This window comes from Shimia sp. Alg240-R146 (assembly GCF_947331465.1).
GTDB lineage: Bacteria > Pseudomonadota > Alphaproteobacteria > Rhodobacterales > Rhodobacteraceae > Shimia.
This window is the reverse complement of sequence record NZ_CAMZOK010000003.1, coordinates 542,418-564,587: the sequence shown is the minus strand read 5'-3', so window position 1 is coordinate 564,587 and position 22,170 is coordinate 542,418. Positions and strand designations below refer to the sequence as shown.

Annotated in this window: 23 protein-coding genes; 12 read left to right on the top strand and 11 right to left on the bottom strand. The window is 59.2% G+C overall.

The features are described from left to right. Positions 1–18 precede the first annotated feature (18 nt). The gene (locus PG871_RS18355) at positions 19–981 is read right to left on the bottom strand and encodes an adenylate/guanylate cyclase domain-containing protein (RefSeq protein WP_270732070.1); all 963 of its coding nucleotides are present in this window, start codon (positions 979–981) and stop codon (positions 19–21) included. Positions 982–1,137: 156 nt separating this feature from the next. Here PG871_RS18355 and pheS point away from each other — a divergent pair, with 156 nt between their 5' ends. Continuing rightward, positions 1,138–2,208: a phenylalanine--tRNA ligase subunit alpha gene (gene pheS / locus PG871_RS18350; RefSeq protein WP_270732068.1), complete on the top strand. Its 1,071-nt coding sequence runs from the start codon at positions 1,138–1,140 to the stop codon at positions 2,206–2,208. Between the two features lie 115 nt (positions 2,209–2,323). Further along, positions 2,324–3,103, top strand: a complete 780-nt coding sequence (locus PG871_RS18345) for a type 1 glutamine amidotransferase (protein WP_270732065.1) — start codon at positions 2,324–2,326, stop codon at positions 3,101–3,103. A gap of 76 nt (positions 3,104–3,179) precedes the next feature. Here the strand turns inward: PG871_RS18345 and PG871_RS18340 are convergent, their stop codons facing one another. Then, a complete protein-coding gene (locus PG871_RS18340) occupies positions 3,180–4,310 on the bottom strand; it encodes a DUF2652 domain-containing protein (protein ID WP_270732062.1) in 1,131 nt (376 codons plus the stop codon). 170 nt (positions 4,311–4,480) lie between these two features. On the opposite strand from PG871_RS18340, the gene pheT reads away from it, so the two are divergent. Both pheT and PG871_RS18330 read left to right on the top strand, forming a co-directional pair. Then, positions 4,481–6,880: a phenylalanine--tRNA ligase subunit beta gene (gene pheT, locus PG871_RS18335; protein ID WP_270732060.1), complete on the top strand. Its 2,400-nt coding sequence runs from the start codon at positions 4,481–4,483 to the stop codon at positions 6,878–6,880. Positions 6,881–6,883: 3 nt separating this feature from the next. Further along, positions 6,884–7,309 carry a GNAT family N-acetyltransferase gene (locus PG871_RS18330; RefSeq protein ID WP_270732059.1) on the top strand — a complete coding sequence of 142 codons (426 nt, stop codon included), beginning with the start codon at positions 6,884–6,886 and terminating at the stop codon, positions 7,307–7,309. Here PG871_RS18330 and PG871_RS18325 read toward each other — a convergent pair. Next, positions 7,306–8,184 carry a LysR family transcriptional regulator gene (locus PG871_RS18325; protein WP_270732058.1) on the bottom strand — a complete coding sequence of 293 codons (879 nt, stop codon included), beginning with the start codon at positions 8,182–8,184 and terminating at the stop codon, positions 7,306–7,308. The two genes, PG871_RS18330 and PG871_RS18325, sit on opposite strands and share 4 nt — an antisense overlap. An 85-nt stretch (positions 8,185–8,269) precedes the next feature. Here PG871_RS18325 and PG871_RS18320 point away from each other — a divergent pair, with 85 nt between their 5' ends. After that, the gene (locus tag PG871_RS18320; RefSeq protein WP_270732056.1) at positions 8,270–8,902 is read left to right on the top strand and encodes a class I SAM-dependent methyltransferase; all 633 of its coding nucleotides are present in this window, start codon (positions 8,270–8,272) and stop codon (positions 8,900–8,902) included. Between the two features lie 79 nt (positions 8,903–8,981). Then, entirely contained in the window at positions 8,982–9,428 is a 447-nt protein-coding gene (locus tag PG871_RS18315) for a YtoQ family protein (protein WP_270732055.1), read from the top strand. Positions 9,429–9,517: 89 nt separating this feature from the next. Here the strand turns inward: PG871_RS18315 and PG871_RS18310 are convergent, their stop codons facing one another. Then, positions 9,518–10,216, bottom strand: a complete 699-nt coding sequence (locus PG871_RS18310) for a glutathione S-transferase family protein (protein ID WP_270732053.1) — start codon at positions 10,214–10,216, stop codon at positions 9,518–9,520. Positions 10,217–10,363: 147 nt separating this feature from the next. Between PG871_RS18310 and mscL the strand changes: the two genes are divergently transcribed. Together mscL and PG871_RS18300 are read left to right on the top strand one after the other, a co-directional pair. After that, entirely contained in the window at positions 10,364–10,798 is a 435-nt protein-coding gene (gene mscL / locus PG871_RS18305) for a large conductance mechanosensitive channel protein MscL (protein WP_270732049.1), read from the top strand. A gap of 112 nt (positions 10,799–10,910) precedes the next feature. Beyond that, a complete protein-coding gene (locus PG871_RS18300) occupies positions 10,911–11,705 on the top strand; it encodes a mechanosensitive ion channel family protein (RefSeq protein WP_443020512.1) in 795 nt (264 codons plus the stop codon). Between the two features lie 209 nt (positions 11,706–11,914). Here the strand turns inward: PG871_RS18300 and ald are convergent, their stop codons facing one another. Continuing rightward, the gene (gene ald, locus PG871_RS18295) at positions 11,915–13,033 is read right to left on the bottom strand and encodes an alanine dehydrogenase (protein WP_270732044.1); all 1,119 of its coding nucleotides are present in this window, start codon (positions 13,031–13,033) and stop codon (positions 11,915–11,917) included. Positions 13,034–13,169: 136 nt separating this feature from the next. Here ald and PG871_RS18290 point away from each other — a divergent pair, with 136 nt between their 5' ends. From PG871_RS18290 to PG871_RS18280, 3 genes are all read left to right on the top strand, one after another. Continuing rightward, a complete protein-coding gene (locus PG871_RS18290) occupies positions 13,170–13,628 on the top strand; it encodes an Lrp/AsnC family transcriptional regulator (protein ID WP_270732040.1) in 459 nt (152 codons plus the stop codon). Between the two features lie 111 nt (positions 13,629–13,739). After that, positions 13,740–15,320, top strand: coding sequence for a GMC family oxidoreductase (locus tag PG871_RS18285; RefSeq protein WP_270732038.1), 1,581 nt, complete (start codon positions 13,740–13,742; stop codon positions 15,318–15,320). Beyond that, positions 15,320–16,174, top strand: a complete 855-nt coding sequence (locus PG871_RS18280; RefSeq protein ID WP_270732037.1) for an ornithine carbamoyltransferase — start codon at positions 15,320–15,322, stop codon at positions 16,172–16,174. The genes PG871_RS18285 and PG871_RS18280 overlap by 1 nt, the downstream gene beginning before the upstream one ends. Here PG871_RS18280 and PG871_RS18275 read toward each other — a convergent pair. The 3 genes from PG871_RS18275 to PG871_RS18265 all read right to left on the bottom strand — a co-directional run bounded on the left by PG871_RS18275 (position 16,171) and on the right by PG871_RS18265 (position 18,268). Continuing rightward, complete coding sequence (locus PG871_RS18275) at positions 16,171–16,608, bottom strand: hypothetical protein (protein WP_270732035.1); 438 nt, start codon at positions 16,606–16,608, stop codon at positions 16,171–16,173. The two genes, PG871_RS18280 and PG871_RS18275, sit on opposite strands and share 4 nt — an antisense overlap. A gap of 32 nt (positions 16,609–16,640) precedes the next feature. Beyond that, complete coding sequence (locus PG871_RS18270; protein WP_270732033.1) at positions 16,641–17,276, bottom strand: LysE family translocator; 636 nt, start codon at positions 17,274–17,276, stop codon at positions 16,641–16,643. Between the two features lie 86 nt (positions 17,277–17,362). Continuing rightward, a complete protein-coding gene (locus PG871_RS18265; RefSeq protein WP_270732030.1) occupies positions 17,363–18,268 on the bottom strand; it encodes a haloalkane dehalogenase in 906 nt (301 codons plus the stop codon). A gap of 181 nt (positions 18,269–18,449) precedes the next feature. On the opposite strand from PG871_RS18265, the gene PG871_RS18260 reads away from it, so the two are divergent. Continuing rightward, positions 18,450–19,664, top strand: a complete 1,215-nt coding sequence (locus tag PG871_RS18260; protein WP_333559691.1) for an MFS transporter — start codon at positions 18,450–18,452, stop codon at positions 19,662–19,664. Here PG871_RS18260 and yghU read toward each other — a convergent pair. The 3 genes from yghU to rpsU all read right to left on the bottom strand — a co-directional run bounded on the left by yghU (position 19,661) and on the right by rpsU (position 22,036). After that, positions 19,661–20,530 carry a glutathione-dependent disulfide-bond oxidoreductase gene (gene yghU, locus PG871_RS18255; RefSeq protein WP_270732025.1) on the bottom strand — a complete coding sequence of 290 codons (870 nt, stop codon included), beginning with the start codon at positions 20,528–20,530 and terminating at the stop codon, positions 19,661–19,663. The genes PG871_RS18260 and yghU overlap by 4 nt on opposite strands. A gap of 70 nt (positions 20,531–20,600) precedes the next feature. Then, positions 20,601–21,686, bottom strand: a complete 1,086-nt coding sequence (locus tag PG871_RS18250; protein ID WP_270732022.1) for an adenylate/guanylate cyclase domain-containing protein — start codon at positions 21,684–21,686, stop codon at positions 20,601–20,603. Between the two features lie 143 nt (positions 21,687–21,829). Further along, positions 21,830–22,036 carry a 30S ribosomal protein S21 gene (rpsU, locus tag PG871_RS18245; RefSeq protein WP_024088814.1) on the bottom strand — a complete coding sequence of 69 codons (207 nt, stop codon included), beginning with the start codon at positions 22,034–22,036 and terminating at the stop codon, positions 21,830–21,832. Positions 22,037–22,170 lie beyond the last annotated feature (134 nt).

Here is a 22,170-nt window from a genome sequence, read left to right as displayed (position 1 = left end):
AAACCGTCGGACGCAAACTTAATCTGCGTCCGACGATAAAATCTTGTGACCGAGTGCTGCGGCGATCAATGCGCCAGCGGGCCAGATGGCCCAGAAATGGCCTGACCAGCTGAAGAGGTTTATCAAGATCAGACCGGCAATCAGGACCAGAGCGCGGACATTGATGCCGCCGATGGTGTCGCGGCCCAACCAGACCGGCGCCAATTTTACGCCGGCCGCCATGGCCAACGGTAGCAAAGCCCAATGCGCCCAAATCGCACCACCGGAGAAGATGTTGATCAGCACGAGTCCGCCGGCAATCAGTGCGCCGAGGCGGAGCGCCTTGGACAAATCGGTGGTGGCGTCGGTCGCGGGTGTTTCCGCCGCAGGTTCAGATGCCGGATTTGGCTGCGGCTTGGGTTTGGTTTTAGGCCGGTCGGCGCGCGGTGCCACTTGCACCGGATCTTGCCAGATCGGCGTGTCATCATCGATGGCCGCGCCGGTTTCAACACGGTAGACGGCCACGTCGTCGGGTAGGTTGCGCGGACGTTTTTCCCCGAGGTATTCAAAACGGGTCGAGAGTTTCGCGTGCACCTGATCATAGACCTGTTGCGAGATCAGGATGCCACCAGGTTGGGCCATAGTTTGCAGCCGCGCGGCAAGATTCACGCCTTCGCCGATCAGGTCCTGACCGTCCACGATCACGTCGCCAAGATGGATGCCGACGCGAAAACGCAGCCCGTCTTGTTGTGTGGCCAGTTCGCGCTGGGTTTCGATGGCGCATTGTACGGCTTCGACCACCGAAGGGAATTCCGCAATCAATCCGTCGCCGGCCGTATTGGCGATGCGCCCGTCGTGGCGTTCTATCAGTTTATAAAACACGTCGCGCGCGGCGTGCAGAGCGCTGAACGTGCCAAGCTCGTCGCGGGTCATGGCAGCGCTGAAGCCTTCTGCGTCGGCGGCCAGAATCGTGGTTAGTTTGCGTGTGATCTTCTGTGACATGCACCCTCTCCCTCACGAAGTTGTCCCAAACATGGGGCTTTGGCGACGCGATGCAACCGCAAGTTTGCGCAAAAGGCGGTTCTGTTGCGCCATGGCCGCCCTTGCTTTCGTGGCCCCATGTGGTAGCAGGTCGCAAGCAGAATTTGAGGGGCCGTCATGGACGATCTGAAGGTAAAATATCTGGGCCAGATTGGTGAAGCTGGCGACGAAGCCACGCTGGAAGCAATCCGTTTGGCAGCCGTGGGTAAAAAGGGCGAAGTGAGCCTGAAAATGCGCGAGCTGGGCAAGATGACTCCTGAGGAACGTCAGGTTGCCGGTCCGGCACTGAACGCGCTGAAAAACGAGATCACCTCGGCACTGGCGGCCAAGAAAGCGGCGCTGGCCGATGCCGCGCTGGACGCGCGTTTGGCAACCGAATGGTTGGACGTGACTTTGCCAGCGCGCACCCGCCGTGTTGGGTCAATCCACCCGATCAGCCAGGTCACCGAAGAGGTCACCGCAATCTTTGCAGATATGGGATTTGCTGTGGCCGAGGGCCCGCAGATCGAGACTGATTGGTACAATTTTGATGCGCTGAACATCCCCGGTCACCACCCTGCGCGGGCCGAAATGGACACGTTTTACACGCACCGTGCCGAGGGCGATGCGCGCCCGCCGCATGTATTGCGCACGCACACCTCGCCTGTCCAAATCCGCACGATGGAAAAGACCGGCGCGCCAATCCGCATCATCTGTCCGGGTCGCGTGTATCGTGCCGATTATGACCAGACCCACACGCCGATGTTCCACCAGGTAGAAGGTCTGGCTTTGGGCAAAGACATCTCGATGGCAAACTTGAAGTGGGTGCTGGAAGAGTTCTTCACCGCCTTCTTCGGCACCGAAGTGAAAACCCGCTTCCGCGCGTCGCACTTCCCGTTCACCGAACCATCTGCCGAAGTCGACATTCAGTGCAGCTGGGAAGGCGGCACTGTGAAAGTTGGTGAAGGCGACGATTGGCTTGAAGTTCTGGGATCGGGCATGGTGCACCCCAAGGTGCTTGAGGCCGGCGGCATTGATCCGCAGGAGTATCAGGGCTTTGCCTTTGGCATCGGTATCGACCGTCTGGCGATGCTGAAATACGGCATTCCCGACCTGCGCGCCTTCTTTGACAGCGACCTGCGCTGGCTGCGCCACTATGGGTTTGCGAGCCTCGATCAGCCGACGCTGCACGGCGGTTTGAACCGCTAAGAGATCAGGGCGTCTTGGACGCCCTTTTTCGTGGCGCGTTTTTTGAAACCCATGTCGCGAACAGGCGACTGGGGCTTGGGCATGGTGCTAGGCTTTCGTGAAAAGGAGCGCCGCCATGACTTCGATTCTCATCATTGAAAGCAATACGCCTGATTTGCTGGCCAAGGGTAAATCAGGCGCTGTGCCGTTTTTGCGGGCGTTTCAGGGTCTCGCGCCGGAGTTGCGCATCTCTGTGGAATGCCCTTATGCCGCGCCGCTGGCAGACGATGCACTGGACGGCATCGACGGGGTTGTTTTCTCCGGTTCCGGCGTGGCTTGGGCGACGGATGCAGAGGAAGCTGCGCCTTTGCGGGCGTCAATGACGCAGGTGTTTGACACCGGACGTCCGGTGTGGGGCTCATGCAACGGATTGCAACTGGCAGCCGTGGTACTGGGCGGCGCGGTGGGGGCGTCACCAAACGGGATGGAGATCGGCCTTGCCAAAGAGATCGCCCCGACAGAGGCGGGCAAGTTGCATCCGATGATGGTGGGCAGGCACGACGGCTATTGCGTGCCGTGCGTACACCGCGACGAGGTTCAGGCCCTGCCGGATGGTGCCGTTTTGCTGGCAGGCAATGCCCATTCACCGGTTCAGGCGATGGCCTATGAGGCGGGTGGTGTCGATTTTTGGGGCGTTCAATACCACCCAGAAATGACGGCGCTTGATGTGGCAGGTGCCAGTGGCGGGCGCGGCGTGTTTGGCGACGGCGAAGACCTGACACCGTTTTTGAAGGTGGCTGACACTGATCCCGACGCCACGGTTCGATTGGGCGGGCAGGCTGACAGCTTGGTTCCCGGTGTGCGCACGCGCGAACTCGCCAATTGGCTGGCGCATGTGCGGGCGCGGGCGCACTAAGGGGCGCTGCCCCTCGCGCTGGCGCGCTCACCCCGGGATATTTCTGGCAAGAGGAAGCGGCGGGACGCGGGCAGGCCTAGGCTGGCACGGGCGCGGTTTCCGACGCGAGTTTCTTGCCTAAGGCAGTCATTTTGGTCACCCGATTTTCCTTGTCCGGGATGATGATGGATTTGAGCTTCTTCTGAACCATAGCGCTCATCAATTTGCCCATGAGTTTCGCCGACTTTGGCTTGGCAAAGCGCAGCTTGACCATGGTTCCGTCGCCCATCTCCATTAGTTCCATCGTTTCCAGCATCGATAGCCCCATCGGCAGATTGTAGCGTCCCGTCACATAGTCGCCCGGGCTCCAGTCTACGATTTCGAAGGGAAACAAGTCATCACCATGGTAGCAATGATACATAGTGCCGGGCTCGATTTTGCCTTTGTTGGTATTCAACAGATCCACCTTGTCTGCGCCAATCCATTCCGCGCGCAGGTCGGGTCGTGTGCAGATGGTAAAGGCGACTTCGGGGCTGACAGGCAGCGGTATCATCCATTCCTCAATCAGGAGGTCGCTGCCGGCCTCAACAAAGGTCCGATCAACGGTGCGGCGGCGCTCCCATGCTTTGCGCATGTCGCGCACGACGTATTCGACCTCGCCGATGTGTTCGATGTCTTCCGTGTAGAAGTCACTTTCGTCAAAGAGATCTTTCATGTCCATTGAGCGCAGCGCATCACAAGACACCAACGTGTAGGCGTTCAGGCCGGTGCGCTCTTTGACCGAGTTTTTCAGCAGGCGGAATGCGGTGATCACGTCCTGCCCTGCCAGTTCCTGTCGCCCGCCGGTTTCCTGAATAACGCAATCGCCGTGATGAACGACGATCTTGAGCTCCAGATCTTCGACATTGGCGCAGGCGTCACAGGGGCAACTGGTGTTCAGAATCATCTTTTCTTTCGACCGCGCGAACACGCAGTAAAGCTGCTCGGCGAAGTCCAGAATGAACTGTTTGGTCATGACGTCGCTTTCAAAAGCGTAGGCAAAGACCGCGTCGCCTTGCAGGCCCGAGACCTCAAGCGGCGCGCGGATCGCCGGCACCAGATCGCCAAACAGAGATTCCAGAATACCCTTGGCGTGTTCTATTGGCGTTTCGGCCATGAACTTTGTGTATCCGGATATGTCTGCAATCACGAAATAGGCGGTTTTTACGCCGTTGTCCTTAGCGGCCATGGCCAAGCTCCCTGTCATCCCTGAGGGTTACTATGCGTCAAGTCTGGCCATTATCAAAACACCAAGTGAGTCTCGCAGTTTGCGAGCCTCAGGGGCAATGCGCCCTTTCCCCTTTTGCCCATATCCGCTATTGCCCTTTCTGACCCTTATTTGACTGGCGGAACGGCGCGATGAAATTCACTCTTTCCTGGCTGAAAGACCACTTGGACACCACTGCAAGCGTTGACGAGATCGTCGAAGCGCTGACCGACCTTGGCCTTGAGGTCGAGGAAGTTGCCAATCCGGCGGACCGGTTGACAGAGTTTACACTTGGCAAAGTGGTGAAAGCCGAGAAACACCCCGATGCGGACAAGCTGCGGGTGTGTCAGGTTGCGACCGATGAAGGTGAGAAACAGATCATCTGTGGCGCGCCCAATGCACGTGAAGGCATCACCGTCGTGGTCTGTAAGCCGGGCATGTACATTCCGGGTCTCGATCTGACCATCAAGGTTGGCAACATCCGCGGCGTCGAAAGCCACGGCATGATGGCATCCGAAAAAGAGCTTGAACTGAGCGACGAGCACGATGGCATTATCGAGCTTGCGTCTGGCGAAGTCGGCGACAAGTTCGTGGACTGGCTGGCGGAAAATGATCCGGCCAAGGTCGACACGATGATTGAAATCGCGATCACCCCGAACCGTCCTGACGCGCTTGGCGTACGTGGCATCGCCCTGGATCTTGCAGCGCGCGGTCTGGGAAAAATGAAGCCTGCAAAAACCGCGTCTGTCGAAGGCCTGTTCGACAGCCCGCTGTCTGTGAGCATCGACGCCGATGCGGCAACGGACGGCTGCGAAGTCTTTGCCGGCCGTCTGATCAAAGGCGTGAAGAACGGCCCCTCGCCGCAGTGGTTGCAGGACCGCCTGACCGCGATTGGCCTGCGTCCGATTTCTGCGCTGGTCGATATCACCAACTTCTTCACCTATGATCGCAACCGCCCGCTGCACGTGTTTGACGCCGACAAGGTCAAGGGCGATCTGCGTGTGCATCGCACTAAGGGCGGCGAGACGCTCGTGGGGCTGGACGAAAAAGAATACACCTTTGCCGACGGCATGGTTGTCATCAGCGATGACGACGGCGTTGAGTCCATTGGTGGCATTATGGGCGGTCTGGCGACCGGCTGTACCGAGGCAACCACCAACGTGTTCCTTGAAGCCGCTGTCTGGGATCTGATCCAAATCGCCTATACGGGCCGTGGCCTGAAGGTGAATTCCGACGCCCGTTATCGCAACGAGCGCGGCATTGATCCGGCCTACAACATGCAGGCGATGGACGACGCGACACAGATGATCATCGATTTGTGCGGTGGTGAGCCGTCCAATTTGGTGGTTGCGGGCGACGTGCCGGACGTAAGCCGCGCCTATAAGCTTGATACTGACCGCGTGCAGTCGCTGGTGGGTATGGAAATCCCGGCTGAGACGCAGCGCGCGACGCTGACGGCCTTGGGTTTTGTGATCGAAGGCGACATGGCGCACGTGCCAAGCTGGCGCCCTGATGTGCGTGGTGAGGCCGATCTGGTGGAAGAGGTTGCACGCGTGGCCTCGTTGACCAAACTCGAAGGCAAGCCAATGCCGCGAGTGACGGCGGGTTTGCCCGAACAGATCCTGTCGCCAATGCAGAAGCGCGAACAAGTTGCGCGGCGCACGACGGCGTCTTTGGGCTACAACGAATGTGTGACCTACAGCTTCATCGACAAAGCCGCAGCAGAGCTGTTTGGCGGCGGGGATGATGCAACGATGCTGGAGAACCCGATTTCCAGCGAGATGAGCCATATGCGCCCGTCGCTGTTGCCGGGTCTTTTGCAGGCCGCAGCGCGCAATCAGGCGCGTGGGTTCAACGACATGGCGCTGTTTGAATGTGGCGCGGTGTTCCATGGCGGTGAGCCCGGCGAGCAGGAAAACATCCTGACCGGCATTCTGGTGGGCCGGACTGTGGGCAAGGACATTCATGGCGAGAGCCGTGGCGTGGACCTGTATGATGCCAAGGCGGATATGGAAGCCATTCTCGACGCGCTGGGCGCGCCGACGAAGCTGACCTACAACCGTGGCACCAATGGCTGGTGGCATCCGGGCCGCAGCGCCAAGGTGGGTCTGGGCCCGAAAAAGGTGCTGGGCGCCTTTGGTGAGTTGCACCCCAAAGTTCTGAGCGAGATGAACGTGAAGGGGCCTGTTGTGGCCTTTGCCATTCATCTTGCAGAGATCCCGATGCCGAAGAAGAAGTCGGCCTCGCGTGGTGCTGTGACCATGGCGGATCTGCAAGCGGTTGAGCGTGACTTTGCCTTTGTGGTGGATGCGGATGTTGAAGCGGTGAACCTTGTGAACGCCGCAGCCGGTGCGGATAAAGCGCTGATTGATGAGGTGCGCGTCTTTGACGAGTTCATTGGCGGCAGCTTGGGCGAGGGCAAAAAATCCCTCGCCATCACTGTGCGTTTGCAACCCACAACGACAACGCTGAAAGAAGCGGATATCGAAGCGGTGGCCGCCAAAATCGTCGAGAAGGTCAGTAAGGCCACCGGCGGCGCGCTGCGGGGTTGATCAATGATACCGCGCTTGGCCCACGCCTATGAAGCAGAAGCCATCGCGCGGTTGATCGACGCCGCCTACCAACCTTATCGCGACCAAGGCGTGGTCTTGCCGGATGTGTCTGGCGGGATTGACCGCGCCATTGCGGCGGGTCAAATCTGGGTCACTGGGCGCGCCGAGGTGCAGGGTGTTTTGATGGTGGCTTTGGCGCCGCCCAAGGCGCATCTGATGAATGTCGCGGTGTCTCCTGATGCTCGGGGCAAAGGGCTGGGCGGTAAGCTGATCGGCCATGCAGTGGCCCTGGCGCAAGAAGCTGGATGTAGCGAGATCGCATTGGCGACACACGTCGATCTGGCTGGAAATATCGCGCTTTACCATCATCTTGGCTGGCAAGAGACAGGCCGTGACGGCAATCGCGTGATGATGACTCGCGCGCTTTAGCCTTTGGCGAGGGCTTCAGCCAACACATCAAACACCAGCCGGATTTTTCGGCTGGTATGCAGCTCGCGGTGCGTGGTCAGCCAGATCGGATAGGTGATCGGCGCGAGGTCCGGCAGAATGCGTTCTACGCCCGTTGATTTGGCCGCTACCTCCTCGGCCATCGGCGCAATGCCAAAGCCCTGACGGCAGAGTTCCCACGCCACAAGGCCGCTGGCAGAGCCGGCGCGAAAATTGTCATGGGTGATCGGAAAGCCCAGAGGGTGCAAATATTCAAGCATGCGGTCGTTGTCGGAAAACCCGATGAAATCATGGGTTTTCAGATCCGCGAGGGATCTGGGACGACCGCGCCGGTCAAGATAGTCGGGCGCGGCATAGAAATACCCGTTTGCGTCGCGGATCAGGCGGGCGATCAGGTCGGGTTGTTCAGGACGCACATGGCGGATGGCGATATCGGCCTCGCGGCGCAGGATGTCGCGGATGTCATCTCCGGCCACGACGTCGATCACCAGCTTGGGGGCAAGCTGACGCAGGCGGGTGAGAATCGGGGGCAACAGATACGCAGAAAACACGTCGCTGGCGGTGATTGCCACGCGGCCCTCGATGGTCTGGTTTTGGCCCGACGCGGCAAGAGACACACGGTCGGCGGCCGCGCCCATCGCGCGCACATGCCCCAGCAATTCCGCGCCGGCATCTGTAAGGCGCAGTGAACGTCCAACCCGTTCAAACAGCAGCACGCCAAGATCGGCCTCCAAGGCAGACACCTGTCGCCCAAGGGTCGGTTGCGTCAGCCCGAGCCGCCGTGCTGCCGCGCTGAGAGATCCGTCTTCGGCGGTCGCCAAAAAGGCGCGGATGTGGTTCCAGTCAAAATCCTTCATGCATATTTGTATAACGTACTTGCGAATTTCGGCAATTCACATGTGTTTGCGCATGACTATCTTAGAGGCAACGAAGGAGAGAGTTATGACGAGTGCAGCAAATTTTTGGGACAAACAGGCGCGTGGCTATGCCGAACGGCCGATCGATGATGTGCCAGCGTATGAATACACGCTGGGGCGCACGCGCAGTTACTTGAAAGACAGCGACCACGCCCTTGAGCTTGGCGCGGGCACGGGCAGCACGGCAATCACGCTGGCGGACGGGGTGAAACACATCACGGCGACCGACATATCCGGCGAGATGCTGGACATCGGGCGCGAACGCGCGATTGAGGCCGGCGTCAGCAACATCAGCTTTGCCAACGCGGCGGCGTCCACTGCGCCGGAGGGACCATTTGATGTCGTGCTGGCGCACAATCTTTTGCATTTGGTAGATGATCTGGACGCTGATCTGGCCGACATCGCGTGGCGTGTGAAATCCGGTGGGCTGTTCATATCCAAGACGCCTTGTATCGCGGAACCCGGTTTGGGTCTGAAATTTGGCTTGATGAAACTGGCGATTCCTATGTTGCAGTGGCTTGGCAAAGCACCGTTTGTGCGTTTTCTGCACGTGAGTGAGCTGGAAAGTATGATCTCAAACGCGGGGTTTGAGATCGTGGAAACCGGCAATTTTCCGGTGCGCCCGCCAAGCCGTTACATCGTCGCGCGCAAACTCTGAAACTGCTTCAGGTCGGTTCGCGATTGGCGCGGGCGGCGCAAGGCGCTATCACCTCTTCAAATCCAAAAGGAGAGTTTTCATGACCCTAAGTGTTTACCTGAGTGGCGAGATCCATACCGACTGGCGCGAGCAGATCATCGCGGCCTGCGAAGGTCTGGATGTGGTGTTTGACAGTCCGGTCACAGATCATGCGGCAAGCGACGATTGCGGCGTGGCGATTATGGGCGCTGAGGACAACAAATTCTGGCACGACCACAAAGGCGCCAAGCTGAACGCGATCCGCACGCGGCGCGGGGTCGAGATGGCGGACGTGGTCGTGGTGCGCTTTGGCGAGAAGTACAAACAGTGGAATGCGGCGTTTGACGCAGGCTATGCCAGCGCGCTTGGCAAAAGCATCATCGTGGTCAGCCAACCGGAGCATCAGCACGCCCTCAAGGAAGTACACGCTGCGGCGTTGGCTGTTACGGATGAGCCAAAGGCCGTGGCGCAGATGCTGCGTTATGTTTTGACGGCACAGCTGCCCTAGGCTTTTGGCGCTGTAAATACCTTCGGGCGTAGCTTGCGAAGGTGCGGTGCAAGCAAGGGGGCAGACTGCCCCCTTTTTCACGTCTCGGATTAGGGGCGCGGTGGGATGTTGCGGCCTTTTTGAACCGCAGGTCGCGCCATAAAGCGATCGACGTAAGCGGCCACATTGGGGAAATCGTCAAAACCCACCAAGGGTTTCGCGCCATAGAAATCCAGCGCCCCGATCCAAGGGGCGAGCGCGATGTCGGCAATAGAGAAATCGCCTGCGATCCAGTCCTGACCTTCTAGCTGTTTCTCCATCACGCCGAGCAGGCGCTTGGCCTCATTCACGTAGCGCTCGCGAGGGCGGGGGTCTTCGATCTCGGATCCCGCGAACTTTACGAAGAAACCCATCTGGCCAAACATCGGGCCAACGCCGCCCATCTGGAACATTAGCCACTGGATGATCTGCGCCTTTTCACCGGCTGAGTTGCCCAGCAATTTTCCAGCTTTCTCTGCCAAATAAATCAGGATCGCTCCGCTTTCAAAAAGCGTGACCATCTCGCCGTCCGGTCCGTTGGGGTCGATGATCGCAGGGATTTTGTTATTGGGGTTCAGCGCGAGAAACTCGGGGCTTTTGACGTCGGCATCTGACAATGTCACCAGATGCGCCTCGTAAGGCAGGCCAAGCTCCTCAAGGGCAATGGACGCTTTCACACCGTTGGGCGTGGGAAAGGAATAAAGCTGGATCACATCGGGGTTTTCGGCGGGCCAGCGGGCGTTGATCGGGTGGTCTGTGACGTTGGTCATGTCTTCTCCTGTCGCGTGTATGGGGAAGATAGGGGCTTTTTCCCCTGAAACCACAAGCCTATCCGTGCGAATCCGAACATGTTAATGTTCGTGCGCGCAGCCAAAGAAGAGCAAAAAGCGCGACATACAGGGAAGGGAACGAAGACAATGATGCAAGAATTCAAGGATTTCATTGCCAAGGGCAATGTGATGGATATGGCCGTTGGGATCATCATCGGCGCAGCGTTCACCGCGATTGTAAAATCGATGGTGGGCGATTTGATCAACCCGTTTGTGGGACTGTTCATGGGGGGTGTGGATTTCACCAACATGTATGTGGTTCTCGCCGGTGAAGTGGCCGAAGGCGCCAGCCTTGAGGCTGCGCGGGAAGCTGGCGCAGCGGTGTTTGCCTGGGGTGCCTTTGTGATGGCGATCATCAACTTCCTGATCATCGCGTTCGTGGTGTTCATGCTGGTGCGCTATGTGAACAAGGTCAAAGAAGCAGCGGCCGAAGCCGAAGAAGAGGCGCCAGCCGAGGAAGCTCCAGCAGGGCCAAGCGAGCTGGATGTGTTGCTTGAGATCCGTGACGCGCTGAACAAGTAAGACGGGTATCGTTAGGTCATGGCGGTTGGGGCTTGCGCCTGGCCGCCATGTTTCGTTTTAGGGGCGGCAAATGTGATGGTTTGCCTACGGAGAGTGACAGGTGGAGACAGTTATGGAACAAGTTGCGAGCTTTGGCCCGCTGGTGATGGCAGCAGGCAAGGCACTGGTGGTGCTGGTGATCGGCTGGATTGTAGCCGGTTGGGTGAGTTCTGTGGTGCGCAAACGGGTAAATGCGTCACCCGAGATCGACAATACACTGGGCAATTTTGCCGCCAGCGTAGTGCGTTGGGTGATCCTGCTTATGGTGCTGGTTGCCATTCTGGGCATCTTTGGCATCGAAGCGACCTCGCTTGTGGCGATGATGGGCGCAGCAACACTGGCCATTGGTCTGGCGCTGCAAGGCACACTAAGCGATCTGGCGGCCGGGTTTATGCTGATCCTGTTCCGTCCCTATAAGCTGGGTCAATATGTGGACATCGGCGGTACAGCGGGCACTGTGGTGGACTTGAACCTGTTTGTGACCGAGTTGAAAACACCGGACAATGTTCAGATCATTGTGCCAAACGGTCAGGCCTGGGGCGCGGTCATTACCAACTATTCAGCGCATGACACGCGCCGCGTGGATGTGGTTTTCGGCATCGATTATGGCGATGACATCGAGAAGGCGCGCGCGATAATTCTGGAGTGCGCGGCCAAAGACGAGAGGGTTTTGAAAGATCCGGAATCCTGGGCGCGGGTCACCAATCTTGGCGACAGTTCGGTCGACATTACGGCGCGGATATGGTGTCAGGCGGATGATTTCTGGGAGCTTAAATTCGGCTTTACGCAGGCGGTGAAAGAGGCCTTTGACGCGGGCGGGATTTCGATCCCCTATCCGCATACAGTGGAGATCAAGCGCGAGGCGTAATGCTATCGTGCGATGGTTGGAAAAGCAGAAGGCGGGAGCAATTTTGCTCTCGCCCTTTTTGTTGGTAACGAAGCGAATCTTGGGGTTTTGCAACGCGTCGGTGTTGGATCGGGCTGAGCGCGGTGTTAGCGCGGCGAACGGTGCCCCGGTCGTGAAGCCCCGACACTGAGGCCGGGGCGGAGTTCGTCACAGGTTGTTTGGCTGAGCGATCAACTTTTGAGCGCTAGCGTTGGAGAAATCACGTCGATGCCAAGCGCCTTGCCCACCGCATAATACGTCAGCTGACCCGCATGAACGTTCAGGCCGTTCAGAAGGTGCGGGTCGTCCTCGCAGGCCTGTTTCCAGCCCTTGTTGGCGAGGTTCAGCAGGAACGGCAGCGTCGCGTTGCCAAGCGCTTGGGTTGAGGTGCGGGCCACCGCGCCGGGCATGTTGGCGACGCAGTAATGCATGATGCCGTCGACCTCGTAGATCGGGTCTGCGTGGGTGGTGGCACGGGAAGTTTCAAAACAGCCGCCCTGATCAATCGCCACGTCCACAAGCGCGGCGCCGGGTTTCATTTCAGACAATTGCGCGCGGGTGACAAGTTTGGGCGCGGCCGCGCCCGGGATCAGCACGGCGCCAATTACCATGTCGGCCTCGCGGACCAGTTCGGCGGTTGCACCCGCGGTGGAGTATTGATTTTTGAAGGTGCCGCCAAAGACGTCATCAAGGTAACGCAGACGAGGCAAAGAACGGTCCAGAACAGTCACATCCGCGCCCATGCCGGCGGCGATTTTGGCCGCATGGGTGCCAACAACGCCACCGCCGATCACCACAACCTTGGCCGGGGCCACACCCGGTACGCCGCCCATCAGAACGCCGCGACCGCCGTTGGCCTTTTGCAAAGTCCAAGCACCAACTTGTGGCGCAAGGCGTCCGGCCACTTCGGACATCGGCGCCAGCAGGGGCAGGCCACCGCGGTCGTCGGTCACAGTTTCATAGGCAATCGCGGTGCAGCCGGACGCCAGCAGGTCTTTGGTCTGCTCAGGATCGGGGGCGAGGTGCAGATAGGTAAAGAGCAGCTGGCCCTCGCGCAGCATTTTGCGCTCACCGGCTTGCGGCTCTTTGACTTTCACGATCATGTCGGCTTGTGCAAAGACTTCGGCGGCAGTGCCGATGATGGTTGCGCCGGCGGTGGTGTAGTCTTCATCCGTAAAGCCCGCGCCATTTCCAGCGCCGGATTGGATCAAAACGGCGTGGCCATGTGCCACCGCTTCGCGCGCAGCATCAGGCGTCATACCGACGCGGAATTCCTGAGGTTTGATTTCTGTGGGGCAGCCGATCTTCATGTCGCTCTCCTGATTGGACCTAGGGTAAAGGTAGGGAGCGGGATGTGGAATTTGCTTGATTTTTGGGCGGTTTGAAAACTTGGCTTTCGAAGATTCTTCGAATAACTTGGCCCAAGAAGCAAGGAGTGATCGTCAAGTGACAATTGATCAGACGGATCGTCGGATTTTGAGAGTCTTGCAAAAGCAAGGTCGGGTGTCCAATGCGGAGCTATCAGATCGGGTGAATCTGTCGGCCTCTGCGTGTCATCGACGCGTGCACAGGCTGGAGGCGGAAGGGTATATCCGCGACTACGTCGCGCTGTTGGATCCGCGCAAGATGGATGTTCCAACCACGGTTTTTGTCGAGATCACACTGTCGGGGCAAGCGGACGAAGTGCTCGATGCGTTTGAAAAAAGCGTGGCGCGCATACCGGATGTTTTGGAATGTCATTTGATGGCCGGAACCGCAGACTACATTCTGAAAGTTGTGGCGGAGGATACCGAGGATTTTGCGCGCATTCACCGCCAGCATTTGGCGCGGTTGCCGGGAGTCGCGCAAATGCAGTCGAGCTTTGCTTTGCGCACGGTGTTCAAGACGACGGCTTTGCCGGTGTGAGGCTTTTGGGGCGTTGCCCCCGTCGCCGCAAACGGCGACTCCCCCAGGGTATTTTGGCCAGAAAGAAAACGGGGGTCCAAGAACAAGCGCGGGCGCGCGGAAAGAGGCGACATGGAGTGGGATCACATTGTAGTGGGCGCGGGCAGTGCGGGCTGCGTTGTCGCGGCGCGGCTGGCAGAGGGGGGGCGCAAAGTGCTGTTGCTGGAGGCCGGTGGGCGCGACAGCTATCACTGGATCCATATCCCGATGGGCTATCTGTATTGCATCGGCAATCCGCGCACCGATTGGATGTATAAAACGGCGCCGGATGCGGGGCTGAACGGGCGGTCGTTGATCTATCCGCGTGGCAAGGTTTTGGGGGGATGTTCGTCGATCAACGGCATGCTGTATCTGCGAGGGCAGGCGGCGGATTATGACGGATGGCGGCAAATGGGTCTGCCCGGATGGGGGTGGGATGATGTGCTACCGCTTTTCAAGAAATCCGAGGATTACATGGACGGGCCAAGCGAGATGCATGGCGTGGGTGGCGAATGGCACGTGAACGAGCAACGCCTGCATTGGGATGTGCTGGACGACTGGATGGCGGCGGCAGAAGCGGCGGGTGTGCCGCGCACGGATGACTTTAACACCGGCGACAACGAAGGCGTCGGCTATTTCAAGGTGAACCAGAAGAACGGCTGGCGCTGGAACACGGCGAAGGCGTTTTTGCGGCCTGCCAAGCAGAGATTGAAGGTTGAAACCCAGGCGCATACCACCCGACTTTTGATTGAGGACGGGCGCGTTGTGGGCGTGGAGTATCGTCAGAATGGCGTGTTGAAGCAAGCGCGTTGCGCGGGGGAGGTTGTGCTGTCTGCGGGGGCTGTGAACTCGCCGCAGATTTTGCAGTTATCCGGAGTCGGGCCGGGTGAGTTGCTGCAGCAACATGGCATCACCGTACAGCATGAGATGCCCGGGATCGGGGCCAATTTGCAGGATCATTTGCAATTGCGCTGTGCATGGAAATTGCAAGGTGCCAAGACGCTGAACACCATGTCTGCAAGCCTGTGGGGCAAAGCCAAGATCGGGATGGAATATCTGGCGCGCCGCACGGGGCCAATGTCGATGTCGCCGAGCCAGTTGGGGGCGTTCACCAAGTCGCGGCCTGATTTGGCGACACCTGATCTTGAATACCATGTGCAACCGTTGAGCCTTGAGGCGTTTGGGCAGCCATTGCATGATTTTCCGGCCATCACCGCGAGCGTCTGCAATCTGCGGCCTGAAAGTCGGGGAAATGTGCGGATAGTGTCCGCGAACCCGGAGGATGCGCCTGAGATTGCGCCGAATTATTTGGCAACGGAGGGCGATCGCGCGGTTGCTGTGGCCGCGATCCGGCAGGCGCGGGCGATCATGGAGCAGGGGCCGATGGCGAAATACGCGCCGGAGGAAATGAAGCCGGGGATTACGGCGCAGGATGAGGCCGCGCTGGCCCGTGCGGCCGGCGATATCGGCACGACAATATTCCATCCTGTCGGCACGGTGCGGATGGGCAGTGACGCGGCTGCGCCTTTGGATGGCGCGTTGCGGATGCGCGGGCTGGATGGTTTGCGGGTGGTGGATGCCTCGGTGATGCCGGCGATCACATCGGGCAACACCAATGCGCCGTCGATCATGATTGGCGAGAAGGCGGCGGAGATGATGTTGGGAGCGGCCTGATGGTGACGCATCTTCTACGGGTGGATGATCTGGCTCGCGCCGGTGTGGAGGCGGTGTTGGATCGGTCTTTGCAAATGGCACGTGATTGGGACGCGCGGCGGATGCCGGCGGCGCTCAAGGGGCGGCGGATCGGGTTGATTGCCGAACTGCCGGGGTGGCGCAATCCGACTGCGCTGAAGTTTGGTGCAGCAGAGATGGGGGCGGTCTGTGTCGACACGGGCGCGACGCTTGAGGGTGGTGAGGCCGTCGAGGATCTGGCGGGGTATCTGGGCAATTGGTGCGACCTGATGGCAGTGCGCACGCCGCGGCTGTCGCAATTGCAGGTATTTGCCGAGGCGGCGGATTTTCCAGTGGTGAACTTGCGCACCCATGACAACCATCCCTGCGAGGTGCTGGGCGATCTGGCCTTCGTTTTGTCGCAACGGGGGGCTTTGGACGGGCTGAAGGTTGTGGTTGCGGGACCGAAGGGCAATATCGCGCGGTCCTGGCTGGAAGCGGCGCGGGTCTTGCCGATTTCGGTGACGCAATGGTGTCCGGCAGCGCAGGGATTTAGCGCGGAGGAATTGCCGGCTGGTTGTGTGGTGACGCAGGATGAAACGGCGTTTTGGGACGCGGACGTGATCGTCACTGATTGCTGGGCGATGGCGGCAGGTCAGAAGGTGCCCGGGTATGCGGTGACCGGCGCGCTGTTGGATCGCTGCCGGTCTGATGTTCTGTTCATTCCTTGCCCGCCTGTGACCCGTGGGGAAGAAGTAGACGCGGCGGCGATGGTGCACGAGGCGTGCGTGGCGACACCAGCGAAGGCGTACCTGATGCATGTTCAAAATGCGATGATGGTGGCGGCTCTAAACTAGAGCCTGTTGCAAGCTTCGATGTCTTCGAAAGTCTCGCCTTTGGTGCGGCGGTTTAGGGAAACGGCGACATCGGCCGTGATCCCGCTGTCAAAACTTGCCTTCCCGTGGGTCGGGATGATCAGGCGGCCGACCTGCTTGCGATACATGGTGCCAAAGCCCTCGGTGCCATCGTCACAGGTGAAAGGGAAGGAAATTTCCGCGCCGGGGCGTGTGGAAAACGGGATTTCACCTTTGCAGGCAAGTGTCTTGTTGCGCATGCAGAAGGCGTCGGGCTGGCCCGGTCGGAAGACGGAGAGACCGGTCAGGGCGCGGCCGTCTGACGTGCGTGCGGAGACGTCAAACACCGCGGCCTCACCCGCGGGTTGGGGGGCGGTCGCGCAGGACATCAGGAGAATTGCAACCGTGAAGGTAGCGATAAGGTGGGTCTGGGTCATTTTGGAAATTTTCATCTGTTGCGTTTGTGGGGTTACGTCGCGCGCATGGTGGCGAGTTTGGCGCCGAAGCCGAGGAAGACAACGCCAGTCACACCTTTGAGCCAGCGCTGGAAGCGGGGGTTTTGGGCGGCCTGCGACAGGCGCGCGAGCAACAGGACCATGGCGCCAAACCACAGCGCGTTGATCATCGAGTGGATGAACACGAGCAGGAAAGACGCAGCCGCGGTGGTTTCGCCCAGCGTGATGAACTGCGGGAAGGCGGCGAGGTAAAACATCGAGACCTTCGGGTTGAGCGCGTTGGTGAGGAAGCCTTCGGTGAAGGCTTTGGCAAGGGTGCGTTTGCGTTTGGCGGGGGCGGTGCTTGCGGCAGGTTCCACGCCGCGGAAGGCCGCGATCAGGGCTTTGATGCCAATCCAGCAGAGATAGGCCGCGCCGAGGTATTTTACGACGGAAAAGGCGAGCGCGGATTGCATCAGAAGGATCGAGATGCCGAGCACGGACATGGCGCCGTGCAGGTAGAAGGCGGCAACAAATCCGGCGACATTGGCAAAGCCCGCGCTGCGGCCCGAGGTGGGTACGGTTTTGGCGATCAGCACGCTGTTGGGGCCGGGGGACATGACCAGAAGCGCTGCGACAAAGGAAAACGTCAGAATTTCGGACCATGCCATCGGGAAAACCTCTTTGAATGCAATTGGATACAACCTAGAGGAATGCCCAACAGCGGGAAAGTCCGGTTTTACGGGATGTTATGAGTTTATGTCCGTTCGATGAGGTCGAGTGTCACCTGCGCCAACTCAGCGCCGACATCTTCTTGCAGGAAGTGGTTGCCACCTTCGAGGATGGTGTGGGGCTGATCCGCCGCGCCGGGCATCAATTTCTGGAAGACCTTGTCCACGCCCGCCATGATCTTGTCATCAGAGCCAAAGGCGGTCAGCACGGGGATGTCCAGCCCCATCAGCACTTTCCAAGCGTCGCGGTTGGGTTGCGCCGCTGGGTCGTCGGGGCTGGCTGGGACCAACATCGGGAACTGACGCGCGCCTTCTTTGTAGGTTTCGTCCGGGAAGGGCGCGTCGTAGGCGGCCACTTCGGCCTCGGTCAGTTTGGAGGTGGTGCCGCCGTAGACGATTTTGCCGGTGTTGAAGATGGGCGTCGTTTGCGAAAACTCGCGCCAGCCCTCAAAGGCTTTGCCCATAGGTTGGTCGCCCGTCGGCAGTGCGGTGTTGGCAACCACGACGCGGGCGAACCGTTCGGGCATGGCGGCCACAAGGCGCAGGCCGATTAGACCGCCCCAGTCCTGACAGACCAGAGTGATGTTTGTCAGATCGACCTGCCTAAGCCAGTCGCTCATCCAGTCGACATGGCGCTGATAGGTGTAATCCGTGCGTTTGGTGGGTTTGTCGGAGCGGCCAAACCCAACCAGATCGGGCGCGACGACGCGATGGCCGGCATCCGCGAAGATCGGGATCATGTGGCGGTAGAGATAGCACCACGTCGGCTCGCCGTGCATCACAAGGATGGGGTTCGCGTCGCTTGGGCCTTCGTCCAGATAATGCACGCGCAACTTGCCGCCATCGGTGTCGTCGATGGTTTTGTAATTGGCGGCAAAGTCGTAGTTTGGCAGGCCGTTGAAACGGTCTTCGGGTGTGCGCAGAAAATCCATGTCAGTCTCCGGCTGGTCAAATTGAGTTGCTGTGAAGTCTGCAGAAGTCGGCGCGTGCTGTCCAATGTTTCACACCGGGCGCGACGCGGGGTCTTTTGTAAGTGGGCCGCGTCGGGAATGACGGAGTTGATATCGCCAAACAGTCATGTTTTGCTTGCTCGGCGCACCTGCTGCGCCTTGATTGGATCTCGCTTTGATTTTTCTTCGCGCCTTGAATGACCCCCTATTGCGGGTCGCTTTTGTCTGCATTCTCTTGATGGGGCCGGCTGTTGCCTCGGTGGCGCCGTTCCAATCTGTGATCGCAATTGAGCGGCTAGGATTCGGCAACGCGGTCTATGCATTTGTGGTGACAGCAGGCGCATTATTCAGCGTGATCGCCTCAGTTGTGATCGGCATCATCGTGGATCAGACACAGCGGTATCGCGCGATCTTGTTGGCCTGTATCGGCGTGGGCATCGTTGCGGGCATTCTGATGGCAGTCTGGCCGACAGCGGCGGCGTTTGTGGTGGTGCATATGGTGCTTTTCCCAATCGCGGCGACGACATTCACCCAGTATTTCGCGCTGGCAGCTGTGGCCGCGGACCGCAATCCGCAGATCGACAAGGACGTGGGGCTGTCGCTGGTGCGTGCGGGGTTTGCGGGCACATTTGCGATCACGCCTCCGTTGTGGGCCTTGGCGCTGGCGCGTGGTGTGGACCTTTTGGCGGTCTATTGGACGCTGGCGGTGGCGAATGTGCTGGTGCTGGCCGTGGTCTTTCGGATGTGGCCCAAAGATACCGGAGATGACGGCGGCGGTTCGGGCCTGACGTTTGGCGAGGCGGTGCGCGAGGTGGTGGCGCCTGCGGTGCTGGTCCGGCTGGGGCTGATCACGGCTGTGACCTCGGCCAACGGGCTATATAATATTTTGCTGGGGCTGCTGGTGGTGACGCGGCTGGGCGGACAAGAGAGCGACATCGGCTGGTTTTCCGGCGGCGTGGCGATGGTGGAACTGCCGGTCATGTTGGCTGGAGCTCTGTTGCTGAGGCGTTTTTCAAGAGTGTCTGTCATTCTGGGCGGAGCAGTCATTTACGCAATCAGTTTCGCGGCCCTTGCGGTGGTGCCATCAATGGCGGCGGCGTGGTGGTTAATCCTGCCGTTTGGCATCGGCGCGGGCATCATCCTGTCGGTGCCGGTCGGGTACATTCAGTCATTGGTAGAGCATCGGCCGGGTGCGGGCAGTTCGTTGATCTCCATGTCGCATTTTGGCGGCACGCTGGTGGCGTCAGGTTTGTTTGCGGGATTTGCGGAGACCATCGGTTATGGCGGTGTGGCCGTGGCGGGGGCGGCGCTCTCTCTTGGCGCCGCACTCCTGTTGTTTGCGCTGGAAAGCGGGCGGATGCGCCCGCGGTCGGCCTAGCCCTCTTCTGGTTCCAGCTTGTCCTGCGTGCGGGTTTCGAAGTCCTCCGCAGCATGACGTTCGCGCAGCTGCTCGTTCGGCTCACCCCACGCTCGATTGACCATGCGGCCGCGCGTAACAGCAGGACGCGCGTCGATCGCCTTGGCCCAGCGTTGCACGTGCTCATAGCTTTCCACATCGAGGAACTCCGCCGCGCTGTAGAGGCGACCAAGTACAAGCTGGCCGTACCAGGACCAAATCGCAATATCGGCGATGGTGTAGTCGTCGCCTGCGATGAACTTGTTGTCGGCCAATTGGCGGTTCAATACGTCAAGTTGGCGTTTGGTTTCCATGGCAAAGCGGTTGATCGGGTATTCCCATTTCTCCGGTGCATAGGCGTAGAAATGGCCAAAGCCGCCACCCAGATAAGGCGCGCTGCCCATTTGCCAGAACAGCCAGCTGATCATTTCGGCGCGGTTTTCCTTGGGACCAAGGAAGGCGTCAAATTTCTCGGCAAGATGCAGCAGGATCGCGCCGCTTTCAAAAACGCGGACTTCTTTGTCGCCGGACACATCCATCAACGCCGGAATTTTGGAGTTCGGGTTCACGTCGACAAAGCCGGAGCCGAACTGATCGCCCTCGCTGATGTTCGCCAGATAGGCGTCATATTCCGCGCCGGTGTGACCGGCCGCCAACAACTCTTCGAACATCACAGTGACTTTGACGCCGTTGGGCGTGGCCAAGGAATAAAGCTGAAAGGGATGTTCGCCGCGCGGCAGGTCTTTGTCTTGGGTCGGGCCTGCGATGGGGCGGTTGATACTGGCGAATTTGCCGCCACTTTCCGAGTCCCATGTCCAGACTTTGGGGGGCGTGTATGTATCGGTCATGTAAGTACCCTGTTTGCGTGTTGTTGCGCCCAATCTAAGCGCATCTGCGCGGATTGACAGGGGGGCGGGATCAGTTTCCCAAAGCGGGCAGAGAATAGGGACCAGTGTCTTTGCCGAGCGCCATCATCAGGGTCTCTGTTTCGCGCCCCCTGAGTGTGGTGCGACCCATTTCCGTGACCGTCATTTGGTCAGGCATGTCCATACGAGCCAAGGTGTCGGCGTCGGTCATTACAGACACGCCATAGGGTTTGCAGGCATCCTGAAGCCGCTTGGCGGTGTTGATTGTGTCGCCGATATAGATCACTTGCCGTTTTTCCCAACCGCATTCACCAACGGCGACGGGACCCGCCGCCATGCCGATGCGCAGGGTGGGGGCGACGCCGAATGTGTCGAGGTATTTTGCCTGCACTTCAGCGGTTTTTGCGATCATATCGCGCACACAGCGCACGGCGCGGCCATTTTTGACACTGCCGCGGTCGCGCCAGCTCATGACAACTTCGTCGCCGACATAGTTGTGGATCATGGCGCCGTAATTGTGGATCGTCGGGTCGAGATCCAGAAAGAAGCCCGATACCAGCTCGAGGCTGCGCTGATTGCCCAGCTTGTCGGCCATGGCGGTGAACCCCACCAGATCGGCCAACACAAAAATGCGGTCTTCCTGTACCGGGCGGTTGTAGCGCCCCATCAGGAAGTGGCGCAGGGTCCGGCCGCCTACAAGCCGTTTTGACTGGAGGATCAGCTGCACGACAAACGCGGTGCTAGCGGCAAAGAAAAAATCGCGTGGCAGGCCACGTTGTACCCACATCCAGAAGTTGGCCCAGTCCGGTGAATAGAGCCAGTGGCTGAGCGCGAGGGCGGCGATAAGGTGGGTTGAGGTGATGATCGAGCGCAGGATAAAGGCGGGCACAAAGGCCATCGCGCGCATCCGGCGCTGTACAGGGCCGCGATGCACCAAAAGTTCCAGTGTCAGCACGGCAAGCGCGACAAAGATGCCGCGGCTTGCGCCCCACATCAGCACCTTGGCGGAGAAGTCGCGCCCCACGATCTGGGACATGATGTAGCCATAAAACGCGCCGACCACACCTGCAGCGATGACCGCAAAAAGGATCGTGGGCAAGTAGCGGTTCAGCACGGTTTTATCAGGCAAAAGTGTCATAAGGGCTCTCTGATCGGTTTTTCCGTGAAGGGCCACAGTTATACGGGGGGACGTCGGCGGTCCGTCGCCGAAAAAAACAAACCCCCGAAACCGAGGCTTCGGGGGTTGTAACTTCTTGTGTCCAAAGCTGGATCAAAGGGTGCTTAGAGCAGACCTTCGCGCTGGAGTTTCTTACGTGCCAATTTACGGGCACGACGGATAGCTTCAGCTTTCTCGCGCGCTTTTTTCTCGGACGGCTTCTCGAAATGTTGCTTGAGCTTCATTTCGCGGAATACGCCTTCACGCTGCAGCTTTTTCTTCAGAGCGCGGAGCGCCTGATCGACATTGTTGTCACGAACACTAACCTGCATGTGGTTTTCACCACCTTTCTAAGTTTGAGTTGCAATGAAATTGCAGGAAGCCGCCGTATAGCAAAGGGTCCAAACATTGTCTAGTATGGCTGCAAGTGCAGCATCACCTGCCAAATTGTGCCGGAGAACACCCC